This is a genomic window from Sphingomonas sp. Ant20 (genome assembly GCF_000783375.1).
Lineage (GTDB): Bacteria > Pseudomonadota > Alphaproteobacteria > Sphingomonadales > Sphingomonadaceae > Sphingomonas > Sphingomonas aerolata.
This window is the reverse complement of the sequence record NZ_JRVI01000097.1, coordinates 1-13576: the sequence shown is the minus strand read 5'-3', so window position 1 is coordinate 13576 and position 13576 is coordinate 1. Positions and strand designations below refer to the sequence as shown.

15 protein-coding genes and 3 pseudogenes are annotated in these 13576 nt (G+C 66.6%); 11 read left to right on the top strand and 7 right to left on the bottom strand.

What is annotated here, in order from left to right; genetic code table 11:
• The 3 genes and pseudogenes from NI18_RS27060 to NI18_RS13105 form a co-directional block, all read left to right on the top strand.
• Nucleotides 1–260 (top strand): annotated as a pseudogene (locus NI18_RS27060) (hypothetical protein); the annotation flags it as partial.
• A 221-nt stretch (nt 261–481) separates the two neighbouring features.
• On the top strand, nt 482–1672 hold the full coding sequence (gene rlmN / locus NI18_RS13110) for a 23S rRNA (adenine(2503)-C(2))-methyltransferase RlmN (RefSeq protein ID WP_037530332.1): 1191 nt from the start codon (nt 482–484) through the stop codon (nt 1670–1672).
• Nucleotides 1665–2423, top strand: a complete 759-nt coding sequence (locus tag NI18_RS13105; protein WP_037530331.1) for a sulfite exporter TauE/SafE family protein — start codon at nt 1665–1667, stop codon at nt 2421–2423. The genes rlmN and NI18_RS13105 overlap by 8 nt, the downstream gene beginning before the upstream one ends.
• Nucleotides 2424–2494: 71 nt before the next feature.
• Here the strand turns inward: NI18_RS13105 and NI18_RS13100 are convergent, their stop codons facing one another.
• Nucleotides 2495–3112 carry a flavin reductase family protein gene (locus NI18_RS13100; RefSeq protein WP_037530329.1) on the bottom strand — a complete coding sequence of 206 codons (618 nt, stop codon included), beginning with the start codon at nt 3110–3112 and terminating at the stop codon, nt 2495–2497.
• Between the two features lie 51 nt (nt 3113–3163).
• Here NI18_RS13100 and NI18_RS13095 point away from each other — a divergent pair, with 51 nt between their 5' ends.
• From NI18_RS13095 to NI18_RS13085, 3 genes and pseudogenes are all read left to right on the top strand, one after another.
• Complete coding sequence (locus NI18_RS13095) at nt 3164–3940, top strand: cytochrome b/b6 domain-containing protein (protein ID WP_042466308.1); 777 nt, start codon at nt 3164–3166, stop codon at nt 3938–3940.
• Nucleotides 3937–4699 (top strand): annotated as a pseudogene (locus NI18_RS13090) (molybdopterin-dependent oxidoreductase). Before NI18_RS13095 ends, NI18_RS13090 begins: the two are co-directional and overlap by 4 nt.
• A gap of 50 nt (nt 4700–4749) precedes the next feature.
• Complete coding sequence (locus NI18_RS13085) at nt 4750–5976, top strand: cyclopropane-fatty-acyl-phospholipid synthase family protein (RefSeq protein ID WP_037530326.1); 1227 nt, start codon at nt 4750–4752, stop codon at nt 5974–5976.
• Between the two features lie 150 nt (nt 5977–6126).
• Here the strand turns inward: NI18_RS13085 and NI18_RS13080 are convergent, their stop codons facing one another.
• On the bottom strand, nt 6127–6531 hold the full coding sequence (locus NI18_RS13080; RefSeq protein ID WP_052149194.1) for an EF-hand domain-containing protein: 405 nt from the start codon (nt 6529–6531) through the stop codon (nt 6127–6129).
• Between the two features lie 133 nt (nt 6532–6664).
• Between NI18_RS13080 and NI18_RS13075 the strand changes: the two genes are divergently transcribed.
• Together NI18_RS13075 and NI18_RS13070 are read left to right on the top strand one after the other, a co-directional pair.
• Nucleotides 6665–7912 (top strand): argininosuccinate synthase, encoded by a 1248-nt coding sequence (locus tag NI18_RS13075; protein ID WP_306286405.1) that lies wholly within the window; start codon nt 6665–6667, stop codon nt 7910–7912.
• A 119-nt stretch (nt 7913–8031) separates the two neighbouring features.
• Complete coding sequence (locus NI18_RS13070; RefSeq protein ID WP_192007908.1) at nt 8032–9624, top strand: hypothetical protein; 1593 nt, start codon at nt 8032–8034, stop codon at nt 9622–9624.
• On the opposite strand, the pseudogene NI18_RS13065 reads toward NI18_RS13070, so the two are convergent.
• The 4 genes and pseudogenes from NI18_RS13065 to NI18_RS13050 form a co-directional block, all read right to left on the bottom strand.
• Nucleotides 9587–10732, bottom strand: a pseudogene (locus tag NI18_RS13065) (GNAT family N-acetyltransferase). The gene NI18_RS13070 and the pseudogene NI18_RS13065 sit on opposite strands and share 38 nt — an antisense overlap.
• Before the next feature lie 32 nt (nt 10733–10764).
• Nucleotides 10765–11232: a RidA family protein gene (locus NI18_RS13060; RefSeq protein WP_031396590.1), complete on the bottom strand. Its 468-nt coding sequence runs from the start codon at nt 11230–11232 to the stop codon at nt 10765–10767.
• A gap of 33 nt (nt 11233–11265) precedes the next feature.
• A complete protein-coding gene (locus NI18_RS13055; RefSeq protein ID WP_037530323.1) occupies nt 11266–11892 on the bottom strand; it encodes a hypothetical protein in 627 nt (208 codons plus the stop codon).
• On the bottom strand, nt 11889–12170 hold the full coding sequence (locus tag NI18_RS13050; RefSeq protein ID WP_037530319.1) for a DUF3572 domain-containing protein: 282 nt from the start codon (nt 12168–12170) through the stop codon (nt 11889–11891). Before NI18_RS13050 ends, NI18_RS13055 begins: the two co-directional genes overlap by 4 nt.
• 39 nt (nt 12171–12209) lie before the next feature.
• On the opposite strand from NI18_RS13050, the gene NI18_RS13045 reads away from it, so the two are divergent.
• Nucleotides 12210–12572, top strand: a complete 363-nt coding sequence (locus NI18_RS13045) for a response regulator (protein ID WP_037530317.1) — start codon at nt 12210–12212, stop codon at nt 12570–12572.
• A 107-nt stretch (nt 12573–12679) separates the two neighbouring features.
• Here NI18_RS13045 and rpmG read toward each other — a convergent pair whose 3' ends face one another.
• Nucleotides 12680–12847 (bottom strand): 50S ribosomal protein L33, encoded by a 168-nt coding sequence (rpmG, locus tag NI18_RS13040; protein WP_017977469.1) that lies wholly within the window; start codon nt 12845–12847, stop codon nt 12680–12682.
• Nucleotides 12848–13052: 205 nt separating this feature from the next.
• On the opposite strand from rpmG, the gene NI18_RS13035 reads away from it, so the two are divergent.
• Nucleotides 13053–13394 carry a hypothetical protein gene (locus NI18_RS13035; RefSeq protein ID WP_052149193.1) on the top strand — a complete coding sequence of 114 codons (342 nt, stop codon included), beginning with the start codon at nt 13053–13055 and terminating at the stop codon, nt 13392–13394.
• A gap of 21 nt (nt 13395–13415) precedes the next feature.
• Nucleotides 13416–13576 (top strand): TMEM165/GDT1 family protein (locus NI18_RS23415; RefSeq protein WP_198527011.1); only part of this gene is annotated, 161 nt, incomplete at its 3' end.

Sequence of the window (13576 nt, the reverse complement as noted above, 5' to 3'; positions counted from 1 at the left end):
CGCCTCAGCCGCGAGCGCGATCGCTCCGCCGGGGTGACGCTGACGGTCGGCGAACGCCGGTTTGCGCTGGCCGCAAACGGGCTGGACGCGTGGGCGAGCGATGCCCCCAGCGACCGCGCGATCGTCGCCGCGCTGCGATCGGGACGCAGCATGAGCGTCGAGGCGGTCGGGGTCGGCGCCGGCCGTTCGCGGATGTCTATGCGTTGTCGGGCGCGGCGACGGCGATCGATGCCGCGGTGCTGGCGTGTCGCGGGGGGTAAGAACGCGCCGAACATCTGCGCCTCCCCGGCGGAGGCCGGGGCCAGGTGGAAAGGTGGTCGTAACGACGGGCTGGCCGTCCTTACCTCCGTTCCCCAACTGGGCCCCGGCCTTCGCCGGGGGAGGTGTTATCGCGTGGGGCTGCGCGTGGTGTTCATGGCGGCAACGCTTCGCTCCACACACGCTGTAGAAAAATCGGCAAAATTCCGCTAAGGGCCGCCCCATGCAGACCGCCGCGAACCTCATGCCCATCCCCGGGCACATCGATCCCGTGCCCGTTCCCCGCAGCTTCGTGTCGCGCAGCGACGGGCGTATCGACCTGCTCGGGCTGTCGCTCGCCGATCTGCGCATGGCGCTGGAGACGTCGCAGCTCGAGGAAAAACAGGCCAAGCTGCGCGCCAAGCAGCTGTGGCACTGGATCTACAATCGCGGCGCGACCGAGTTTTCGGCGATGACCGACATCTCGAAGACGATGCACCCGTGGCTCGAGCAGCGCTTCGTGATCAGCCGGCCCAATGTGGTCGAGGCGCAGGTGTCGACCGACGGCACGCGCAAATGGCTGCTGCGATCGGACGACGCGCAGGATTACGAGATGGTGTTCATCCCCGACGCGGATCGCGGCACCTTGTGCGTGTCGAGCCAGGTCGGCTGCACGCTCAACTGCACCTTTTGCCACACCGGCACGATGCGGCTGGTCCGCAACCTGACGCCTGCCGAGATCGTCGGCCAGGTGATGCTCGCGCGCGATTCGCTGGGCGAATGGCCGAGCCAGCCCGAGGGGCGCATGCTCACCAACATCGTGATGATGGGGATGGGCGAGCCGCTGTATAATTTTGAGAATGTCCGCGATGCGCTGAAGCTGGTGATGGACGGCGCAGGGCTCGCGCTCAGCCGCCGCCGGATCACGCTGTCGACCAGCGGCGTGGTGCCGATGATGGCGCGCGCGGGTGCTGAGATCGGCGTGAACCTCGCGGTGTCGCTGCACGCGGTGACCAAGGAGGTGCGCGACGAGATCGTGCCGCTCAACCGCAAATACGGCATCGAGGAACTGCTCCAGGCCTGCGCGGACTATCCCGGCACCAATAATGCCCGCCGGATCACGTTCGAATATGTGATGCTGAAGGACAAGAATGATTCGGACGCCGATGCGCACGAACTCGTCCGGCTGCTGCGCAAATATGAATTGCCCGCCAAGGTGAATTTGATCCCGTTCAACCCATGGCCGGGCGCGGCCTATGAATGCTCGACCCCCGAGCGGATCAAGTCCTTCTCGAGCATCGTGTTCGGGGCGGGCATCTCCGCGCCGGTGCGCACGCCGCGCGGCCGCGACATCGATGCGGCGTGCGGGCAGCTGAAGACCGCGTCGGAGAAGAAAAGCCGCGCGCAACTCGATCGCGAAGCCGCGCTTGCCTGATTTGGGTGTGGTGGCACTGGCGGCGGGTGCGGGGTTGCTGGGCGGCGCGATGAACGCGCTGGCGGGGGGCGGCAGTTTTGCGACGATGCCCGCGCTGATCGGGCTGGGCGTGCCGTCGACCTTCGCCAATGCGACGAGCAACGTCTCGCTCCAGCCAGGCGCGATGGCTAGCGCATGGACCTACCGGCACGGGCTGGAGCCGGTGTCGGGCGTCGGCATGCGGACGATGGCGGGGATCACCTTCGTCGGCGGGCTCGTCGGCAGCCTTTTACTCGTCGCGACCTCGGCACGCGCGTTCGACCTGATCGTGCCGTGGCTGCTGCTGTTCGCGACGCTGGCGATCGCGTTCGGCACGCAGGCGTCGCTCTGGCTGCGGTCACGCGTCGAGATCGGGCCGAAATCGCTGGTCGCGGTGCAGGCGATGCTGGGCGTCTATGGCGGCTATTTCGGCGGCGGGGTCGGGCTGATGCTGACCGCCGCCTGGGGGCTGTTGTCGGGCGCGACGCCCGCCATGCTTGCCGCACCGCGCACGCTGATGCTCGCGGTCGCCAATCTCGCGGCAACGATCATCTTCATCGCCACCGGCATGGTCTATTGGGCGCTGTGCATACCGATGCTCCTCGGCGGGATCGTCGGCGGGCATTTCGGGGCGAAGCTCGGGCTGGTGCTGCCCGCCAAGGTCATTCGGGTGTGGACGCTGCTGGTGACGATCGCGACGACGATCGTGTTCTTCTGGCGAGCGTATGGCTGAGGCGTGTGTCCCCGCGAAGGCGGGGACCCAGTCTGGGCACCCGCCTTCGCGGGTGGACCAACCGCCTCAGGTCAACCCGGCCGACGCATCTTGAACAGCGACTCCTCGGTGATCGCGAAATAATCCGCCGGGCCGCCGCCGCGCAGGATCGGTTCGCCGCGCGCGGTCTGGTACACACCGTCCTCGAGCATCGCCGGGTCGATATGGATCGCGACCGCCTCGCCGAGCACCAGCCACTGGTCGAGTTCGCGTCCCTCCTTGGTTTCCAGCCGGACGATCTGCGTCACCTTGCATTCGAACTGCGCACGGCTCGCGGCGACGCGCGGCGGCTTCACGTGCAGCGACGCCAGCGTCTCGAGCCCCGCGAGTGCGAATTCGTCGACGTCCGCCGCGACATTGGCCGCGGTCGCGTTCATCGCCTCGCCCAGATCGCGGCTGACGAGGTTCCAGACGAATTCGCCGGTCGCGGCGATGTTGGCGACGCTGTCCTTCCACCCCATCGACGAAAAGCCGATCAGCGGCGGGGTGTAGTTGAACAGGTTGAAGAAGCTGTAGGGCGCAAGATTGGGTACGCCGTCCGCGGACAGCGTGCTCACCCAGCCGATCGGGCGCGGCGCGACGATCGCGTTGAGCGGATCATGCGGCAGGCGATGGCCGCTCGCCGGTTCGTAAGAATGCCATTCGGTCATACGCGTATCCCTGCTATGGTCGGAGCTTGTCGCCTAAAGCGAAGGCCAAGCATGAACGATCCCGCCCGCCCTATCGCCACCGCCCCTGTCACCGTCATCAAACGCCACCGGATCGCGACGCGGCTGTGGCACTGGATCACCGCGGTGGCGATGTTCATCATGATCGGCAGCGGGATCGGCATCTTGAAGGCGCATCCGCGATTCTACTGGGGGCGCTATGGTGCGAACTTCGATCAGGCGTGGACGACGCTCGACCAGTGGCCGGGCTGGGTGGTGACGCTGATCAACCTGCTGACGATCCCCGCGAGCTACAACCTCGCCATCTCGCGACGCTGGCACCTGTTCTTCGCGCTGGTGCTGTCGTTCGCGCTGCTCGGCTTCATGATCGTCAGCCTGTTCAACCGGCATTTCCAGCGCGACCTTCGCGTCCGGGCGGGCGAGCTTGCGCCGCGCGAGGTGGCGCATGACGTGCGCGAGCATCTGGCGCTGCGCTTTCACGATCCGAAGCGACCGGCCGCGTACAACATCCTACAGAAGCTGTCCTATGTCGCGACGATCTTCATCCTGTTGCCGGTGATGATCCTCACCGGGCTGGCGATGTCGCCGGCGATGGATGCCGCCTGGCCATGGCTGCTCGACATCTTCGGCGGGCGGCAGTCGGCGCGGTCGATCCACTTCATCGCGATGGTCGCGCTCGTGCTGTTCATCATCGTCCACCTCGCGCTCGTGATCCTGGCGGGCGCGTGGAACGAGGTGCGATCGATGATCACCGGACGCTTTACCGTTCCGGGGCACGTCCCCGCGCATACCGGGGAGGACGCCGCATGAGCACCATCATCACCCGCCGCTCGCTGGTCGCGGGCGCGGCGGTCGGCGCCGGCGCGTTGCTCACCGGGTGCGACAAGATCATCCAGCATCCCGAGGCGCGCAAGATCCTGTTCATGGGCGAGGAGATGCAGCGCGGGCTGCAACGTGCGCTGACCGACCGCAACGCGCTCGTCCCCGAATTCAGTGCGGCACAGATGTCGCCGATCTTCCGGTCGAACGGCACGCGCAACCCCGGCACCCCGGCCTATACCGAGATGCTGGTGAACAACTTCGCGGACTATCGGTTGCGCGTCGGCGGGCTGGTCGACCGGCCGCTGTCGCTCTCGCTGCCGCAGCTCCGCCAGATGCCCGCGCGCGCGCAGATCACGCGGCACGACTGTGTCGAGGGCTGGTCGGCGATCGCCAAGTGGCAGGGCCCGAAGCTTGCCACGCTGTTGCAGGCTGCGGGAATCCGCGACACCGCGCGCTACATCGTCTTCACCTGCGCCGACCTGTACCGGGGCACGCCCTATTACGAGTCGATCGACCTGATCGACGCATTCCACCCACAGACGATCCTCGCCTGGGCGTTAAATGGTCAGATTCTCGACGTCGCGCACGGCGCCCCCCGTCCGGCTGCGCGTCGAACGTCAGCTTGGCTACAAACATGCCAAATATATCATGGCGATAGACGCCGTCGCCAGCCTGGCCGGGATCGGCAAGGGCAAGGGCGGCTATTGGGAAGATAACGTGGATTATGATTGGTATGCGGGAATCTGACGCCGCCCGGGGGGTGGCGCATTTCCGTACCAGTCATTAGCTAACGCGACATGGCCCTATTCGATCGCTTTCTCGCCCGGCAGGTAAAAACCGGCGAACTCACGCTGATCCACGCGGACGGTACCACCAAGCAGTTCGGCACGCCCGACCCTGCCTACACCCCCGTCACGATCCGCCTCACCGCCCCCGGTGTCGCGGGCGCGATCGTCCGCCACCCGGCGCTGGGCGCGGCGGAAGCGTTCATGGACGGCCGCCTGGTGATCGAGCGCGGCGACATTCGTGACCTCGTCACCCTGCTCAAGGGCAACAGCCCGTGGGAGCGCGGTGGCGGGCTCAACCCCTCGCTGCCGATCAAGCTGCTCGACAAGGTCGTCCACCGCGTCGACCGGGTGAACATGGCACGCCGGTCGAAGAAGAACGTCGCGCATCATTACGACCTGTCCGACCGGCTCTACGACCTGTTCCTCGACGCCGATCGCCAATATTCGTGCGCGTACTTCACCGATGCCGGCAACAGCCTCGAACAGGCGCAGGACGACAAGAAGGCGCATATCGCCGCCAAGCTCGCGATCCAGCCCGGCATGCGCGTGCTCGACATCGGTTGCGGCTGGGGCGGCATGGCGCTGTACCTGCACGCCAAGACCGGGGCCCAGGTCCTGGGCGTCACGCTGAGCGAGGAACAGCTGAAGGTCGCGCGGCGCCGCGCCGAGGAGGCCGGCGTCGCGGACAAGGTGAAGTTCGAGCTGATCGACTATCGCGCGCTGACGGGCACGTTCGACCGGATCGTGTCGGTCGGCATGTTCGAGCATGTCGGCCCGCCGCAGTACAAGACGTTCTTCCGCAAGTGCCGCGACCTGCTGAGCGCAGACGGGGTGATGCTGCTCCACACGATCGGCCGCATGGGCGGGCCCGGCGTGACCGACACCTTCACGACCAAATATATCTTCCCCGGCGGCTACAACCCCGCGCTTTCGGAGATCGTCCGCGGCTATGAGGGGCTGAAGTTCTTCCCGACCGATATCGAGGTGCTGCGCGTCCATTACGCGCTGACGATCGACCATTGGTACGACCGGACGGTGGCGGCGAAGGACGCGATCGTCGCGTTGTATGACGAGCGCTTCTACCGGATGTGGACCTTCTACCTTGCGGGTGCGGCGGCGGCGTTCCGGACCGGGGGGATGGTCAATTACCAGATCCAGCTGTCGAAGAGCCGGATGACCCTGCCGCTGACACGCGATTACATGATCGAGGGCGAACGGGCGTTGCGCGCGGGGTGATTTCCCGCCGCTTGGCGCAGGGTAAGATCCGTACGTTCGTCATTCCCGCGAAGGCGGGAATCCAGACTGGCAGGCTCCGGTGATGGAACCGAAAGGCCAGCCTGTCTGGATCCCCGCCTCCGCGGGGATGACGATACTATAAGGGTGGCCTCAGCGGCTGCCCTGCATCTGCGATTTCGCGGCCGACCGCTCGTCGCCGCCGATCTTGCCGTCCTTGTTCGCGTCATATTTCGCAAAGGTCGCGGCGAGCAGTGCCTGGGCCTCGGGCTGCGTGACCTTCCCGTCCTTGTTGGTGTCGGCGCTGCTGAACCACAGTTCGGCGAGCCGCTTGGCGTGGACCGGATCCGGGCGCCCCGGCCCGACCTTCATCTGGCTGATCCCCGCCTGGACCTCGGCGCGCGTCAGGACGCCGTCCTTGTTGGTATCGCGCGCGGCGAACTCGGCCTTGAACTTGGCGGAAACGGAGGCGCGGGTCTCCTGCGCCAGCGCGGGCGCGCGAGGCCGGCGAGGACGAACAGGGTAAGCGTTTGACGTAGCACGGTCGGTACACTCCAAATGATCTGGGGGCGCACGTAGCGCGGGTTGGTTGTACGCGCCATGAATGCGGCGGGTTGCATGCTCCGGTTGCATGCAGGGCGTCCAGCGCATAGGGGCGCGGGCATTGGATATTGCCCAAAGGATCTTGCCCGTGACCGATCAGATCAACCGCGCCGCCGGCGACGCCGGCATCAATCGGGTCGTCCTCGCCTATTCGGGCGGCCTCGACACCAGCGTGATCCTGAAATGGCTCCAGCAGACCTACAACTGCGAAGTCGTCACCTTCACCGCCGATCTGGGCCAGGGCGAGGAACTCGAGCCCGCACGCGCCAAGGCCGAGATGATGGGCGTCAAGCCCGAGCACATCTTCGTCGACGATCTGCGCGAGGAATTCGTGCGCGATTACGTGTTCCCGATGATGCGGTCGAACGCGCTGTACGAGGGGCTGTACCTGCTCGGCACGTCGATCGCGCGGCCGCTGATCGCCAAGCGCCAGATCGAGATCGCCCGGATGGTCGGCGCCGACGCGGTCAGCCACGGCGCGACCGGCAAGGGCAACGACCAGGTCCGCTTCGAGCTCGGCTATTATGCGCTGTCGCCCGACATCAAGGTGATCGCACCGTGGCGCGAGTGGGATCTCACCAGCCGCACCAAGCTGATCGAATTCGCCGAACAGCACCAGATCCCGGTCAGCAAGGACAAGCGCGGCGAGTCGCCCTTCTCGACCGATGCGAACATGCTGCACACCTCGTCCGAGGGTAAGGTTCTCGAAGATCCGTGGGACGAGGTCCCCGACTATGTCTATTCGCGCACGGTGAACCCCGAGGACGCACCCGACGTGCCCGAGTACATCACGATCGATTTCGAGCGTGGCGACGGCGTCGCGATCAACGGCGAGGGGATGAGCCCGGCGACCTTGCTGTCGACGCTCAACGACTATGGCCGCCGTCACGGCATCGGCCGTCTCGACCTGGTCGAGAACCGCTTCGTCGGGATGAAGAGCCGCGGCATGTACGAGACGCCGGGCGGCACGATCTATCACCTCGCGCATCGCGGTATCGAGCAGCTGACGCTCGATCGCGGCGCGGCGCATCTGAAGGACGAGCTCGCGCCGCGCTACGCCGAGCTGCTGTACAACGGCTTCTGGTTCTCGCCCGAGCGCGAGATGCTGCAGGCAGCGATCGATCACAGCCAGGAGAAGGTGTCGGGCACCGTCCTGCTGAAGCTCTATAAGGGCGGCGTGTATGTGGTTGGCCGCAAGTCGCCCAACTCGCTCTATTCGGAAAAGGTCGTGACGTTCGAGGACGATCAGGGCGCCTATGACCAGCGCGACGCGGCGGGCTTCATCAAGCTGAACGCGCTGCGCCTGCGCCTGCTGGGCCGCCGCGACCAAGTGTGAGCGATACCGGCTCCCGTCCCCCGACGCTCGGGGGCCGGGAGCCCTGGCGGTGTATTCCGTCGCAATGCGGCGCGGTCGGCGCTTGTCGAATGCCCCCCTGCGGCGCTAGGCGTCGAGGGATGGCGCGGGGGACAACAACGGAACTTCACTGGTGGCAGACGCGCACGTTCGTCGCGTGCGTCGCGCTGGCATCGATCATCCCGCTGCTGTGGCCGGAGGTGCCGCCGCTGGTCGATCTGCCCGGGCATATGGGGCGCTACCGCGTCCAGCTCGCGATCGGCGACAATCCTTGGCTCAGCCAATGGTATGATTTCCGCTGGCAGCTGATCGGCAATCTCGGCATCGACCTGTTGATCGTGCCGCTCGCGCCGATCTTCGGGTTGCAGCTCGCCGTGAAGCTGATCGTCATGGCGATACCCGCGCTCACCGTCACCGGACTGCTGTGGATCGCGCGCGAGGTGCATGGCCGGATCCCGGCGACCGCGCTGTTCGCGCTGCCGCTCGCCTATAGCTATCCGTTCCAGTTCGGCTTCGTGAACTTCGCGCTGGCGATGGCGCTCGCGCTCAACATGTTCGCGCTGTGGCTCCGCCTCGGGCGGCTTGAGCGGCTGCGGCTGCGCACGATCCTGTTCGTGCCCGGATCCTGCCTGCTCTGGCTGTGCCATACCTTCGGTTGGGGCGTGCTGGGCGTGCTCGCCTTCTCCGCAGAGCTGATCCGCCAGCACGACATCCGCAAGACCGGGGTGCGCGGCGAAGGCGCCGTCAAGGGCTGGATCGGCGCGTGCATCCGCGCCGGGCTCAGCTGTATCCCGCTGGCGCTGCCGATGGTGATGATGGTGCTATGGCGGTCAGGCGACCACGTCACGGGCAAGACGCAGGACTGGTTCAACTGGCGCTGGAAGATGAACTGGATCACGATGGTCCTGCGCGATCGCTGGATGGCGTTCGACATCGCGTCGGTCACCGTGCTGTTCGTGATCCTGTTCCGCGGTGTGCGCGACCAGACGATCGAATATTCGCGCAACCTCGCGCTGTCCGCGCTATTCCTGGCTTTGGTCTATATCCTGTTGCCGCGGATCGTGTTCGGCTCGGCCTATGCCGACATGCGCCTCGCGCCGTTCATGCTGGCGTTCGCGATCATCGCGCTGCGCCCGCGCAACCGCCTGTCGCTGCGCGGTGCCGCGACGCTGGCGGTGCTGGGGTTCAGCTTCTTCGCGGTCCGGCTGGCGGGCACCACGATCAGCTTCCTGATCTATGACCGCAGCTACGACCAGGCGATCGCCGCGATCGACACCGTGCCCGAGCGCGCACGCGTGGTTTCGTTCGTCGGGCGGCGCTGTCGCGACGACTGGGCCTATTCGCGGCTCGAGCATGTCCCGGCGCTGCTGCTCGAGCGGCGGCTGGCCTTCACCAACGACCAGTGGTCGATGGCGGGCGGACAGTTGATGACGACGCGCTATCCGATCGCGCGCGGCTTCGCGCATGATCCGTCCGAAATCGTTACGGATATCCGGTGTCGTGGCCAGTTCTGGCGGCCGATCGCTATGGCGCTAGAGCATTTCCCCCGCGAAGCGTTCGATTATGTGTGGCTGATCCACCCGCCGGCGTTCGACCCCGCGCTGATCCGCGACCTGACCCCGATCCGCCGCGACGGCACCAGCGTGCTGTACAAGGTCAACCGGTCGGCGGTTCCGCCCGCCGAAACGGAGTAAGCTCGCCGAGATACTCGCGGTCGGAGGCGACCGCCTCGCGTTCGCGGACGAGGTAATCGGCGATCGCGCGGCGGAAGCCGGATCCGGGATGTAATGCGCGGAATAGGTCGCGACCGGCGCATAGCCGCGCGCGAGCTTGTGTTCGCCCTGTGCGCCCGCCTCGACCGTCGTCAGCCCGCGCGCGATCGCCGCATCGATCGCCTGGTAATAGCAGAGCTCGAAATGGAGGAACGGCACCTCCTCGGTCGCGCCCCAATAGCGGCCGTAGAGCGTGTCCGCACCGATCAGGTTGAGCGCCCCCGCGATCGGCACGCCGTCACGCTCGGCGAGGATCAGCAGCACCCGGTCGCCCATCGTCTGACCGATTCGATCGAAAAAAGGCGCGCGTCAGATAGGGCTGGCCCCATTTGCGGCTGCCCGTGTCCTGGTAGAAGACCCAGAACGCGTCCCAGTGCGCGGGCGTGATCTCCGCGCCCGTCAGATGGCGGATCGTCAGCCCCTCGACCGCGGCGGCGCGCTCCTTGCGGATCGCCTTGCGTTTGCGGCTGGCGAGCGCGGCGAGGAAATCGTCGAAGCTCGCATAGCCCTCATTCGTCCAGTGGAACTGCGTGCCCTGACGGATCAGCCATCCGGCGGCCTCGAACAGCGCGACTTCGGCGGGAGCGATGAAGGTCGCATGCGCGGAGGACAGCCCGCTCTGGTCGGTCACCGCCTCGAGCGCGGCGATCAGCGCGGGCGCAACTGCCGGGTCGCGCAGGAGCAGGCGTGGGCCGGGCACCGGGCTGAACGGCGCGGCGATCTGTAATTTGGGGTAATACTGCCCCCCCGCCCGCTCCCACGCATCGGCCCAGCCCTGATCGAACACATATTCGCCCTGGCTGTGGCTCTTGGCATAGGCGGGCGCGATCCCGGCCGGCCTGCCGTCGTCGCCATCGACGACCACCGGCAGCGCCTGCCACCCCGATCGTCCACCGACGCTTTTCGAAGCCTCGAGCGCGGCGAGGAAGGCGTGGCCGACGAACGGGTTCGCGTCGCCGGCACAGGCGTCCCAGTCCTCCGCCGCGATCGAGGTAACGCCTTGGGCGATGCGGGCGGTAATGGCTGTCATGCGCTCCTAAAATAGGCGCGCAGGCGTCAGTCTCAAGCGGCCGAGACCTGGACGATCGCGTCGATCTCGACCGCGGCGCCCAGCGGCAGCACGGGAACGCCGACGGCCGAGCGGGCATGCTTGCCCGCTTCGCCGAACAGCTGGACCATCAGGTCGGACGCGCCGTTCGCGACCTTGGGCTGATCGGTGAAATCGCCATGCGAATTGACGAACACGCCGAGTTTCACGATCCGCTCGACGCGGCCGAGCGAGCCGAGCGCCGCCTTCATCTGCGCGACCAGCATCAGCGCGCAACGCTGCGCCGCGTCCTGCCCGTCCTCGAGCGACACGCCGTCGCCGAGGCGACCGGTGACGATCTGGCCATCCTTGAACGGCAGCTGGCCGGAGATGTGGAGCAGCCCGTTCGCCTCGACGGCGGGAACATAGGATGCGACGGGGGCGGCGGCCTGCGGCAGCGTCAGGCCAAGCTCTTCGAGCTTGCGGTCGATACGATCGGTCATGTGCGCGGTCTCACCACAGCCACGGGGGGCGGGTCAAGCGTCCGCGGGCACCCCGGCGGCGAACCGCGCGGCGATCCAGGCCTGCGCCTCGCGCCAGTCGTCGATCCGGGCATGCGCGGCGGGCGCCTGGGCACCGCCCCCCGCCAGCGTCGGCTCGGACACCATGTGCAGCCGGTGGACGCCCGGCGCATGCTGCGCGACCGATTCGTGATGTACCGCGAGGTCGTCGACGAAGACGGTGACGGGGTTGCCATATTCGGCGACCAGCCGCGCGACGGGGTCGCCCTTGCCGCCCTGGTTGCACTCGACGCGGTGGGCGATGTCGAACGCGGCGAGCTGCTCGATCCGCGGCAGGCGGCATTCGTCCTGCAAATTGGTCAGGATCACGATGTCCGCGATCTCGGCGAGCGACGCGAGCGCCTCGCGGGCATGCGGCACCAGCGTCTGGCGGTGCATCTCTGCGGGAAAGAACCCCCCGAGCAGCGCCCACATGTCCTCGCGCGTGGGCGCGGGCCCGCCGTCGCGGCGCGTCATGCTGTTGGCGAAATCGCCGTGCCCGATTTCGAAATCGATATCATGCGCCTCGTCGAGCCAGGTGCCGAAATGCTTGACCATGTGCAGCAGCACTTCGTCGCAATCGCTGATCAGCAGCGGCTTCATGCCTCGAACCCCGGATCGAGCGTCATCCGCGCGCGGACCAGCGCCTCGGGCCTGATGCCGAGCGTTTCGGCGCAGGCGACAAGATCGGGTTCATGCGATTCGAGGAAACCGAGTACCGCCGCGAGCACGGCGGGCTCCCCGGCCCGCGTGCGCAGGTCGGCAGGGTCGAGTCCGGTCACCGACAACAGGCGCATCGCTCGGTCCGGCTCGCTCAGCGTCCATACCAGGGCTTGCAGTGCCAGGGCCTCAGCGTCTTGATTTGTAACGGCGCCGCGCATTGCCTATTGTCATCCTTCTTGAAACGAATGGTGGCTCGCGTGGCAAAGAAGGTGCTCGTTGTCGAGGACAACGAACTCAACCTGAAACTATTCTGCGACCTTTTGCGGGCGCATGATTACCTTGCCGAACCTGTACGCGACGGGCGCGAGGCGGTGGTGCGGGCGCGCGAATTCGCCCCCGACCTGATCATCATGGACATCCAGATGCCACACGTCACCGGCTATGAGATCATCCTCGAGCTCAAGGCGGACGACGTGCTGCGCGCGATCCCGGTGATGGCGGTCACCGCCTATGCAGGCCGCGAGGACGAGGACCGGATCCGTGCCGCGGGCGCGGACGCCTATATCTCGAAGCCGATCAGCCTCGCCCGCTTCATGGAAGCGGTGCGCGCGTTCATCTGAACGAACAACGAGACCTGCCGCGCAGGAACGCCAAAGGCCGCGGGTATCGCTACCCGCGGCCTTGCGATCGCATCGTAAACGCGCGACGGCATCGCCGCCGCGTCGACTTACTTGATCTTGGCTTCCTTGAACTCGACATGCTTGCGCACGACGGGATCATACTTGCTGAACGAGAGCTTCTCGGTCTTCGTGCGGGGATTCTTCTTGGTGACGTAGAAGAAGCCGGTGTCCGCGGTGCTGACGAGCTTGATCTTGACGGTAGTCGGCTTGGCCATGAGCCCAATCCTTAAGGCTGAAAATGCTAGGGCGGCAGCACGCATGCCACCGCCCGATCTGTCGCGGCGCATGGCGCATGCTGCCGGCCAAGTCAACCATATCACCCCATATTCGCCCCGGAATCCCGCATCACAGGGTGTTTAACCCCATCTTTATCGGCATGGGCGCATGATGCATCCCATAAGAAAGACAGGAGGCGGGATCATGGGGCAGGTTGCCGAGCGAGTCGCGGAATTCCAGGATCTGGCGCTGGTAAAGGCCGAGCTTGCGGCCCGGATCGCCGCGATCGACGTCCGCGCGCCCTATACCGGTGCGACCGATCTCGCGCCCGATATCGACGCGATCCGCCTGATCGCGCATCGCAACGGCATGAACCCCGCGGTGACCGTCACGCACTTCATCGATTCGGCACTGTCGCGCGGCGAACATGGCGCGCTCGTCCATGGCTGGCTGATGACGCTCAGCGACGCGATCTACAGCGAGCGGCAGGACGTCCAGGCCTGCCATGTCTTCGCGGCCGCCTGTTCGGTCCGGCTCGCGGGATGACCCGCGCATGACGCGTTAGCGATGGACGCGCTGATGGCGGCGCTCGTCGCCGCCGCGCTGGCGCAGGTCGGCGATCGGACCGCGTGGCTCGCCGCGATCCTGTCCGATCGGTATCGCAAGCCGCGGCTGGTGATCCTCGCCGCGGCGGTCGCGTTGCTGCTCGCGGGCAGCCTGGCGGTCGC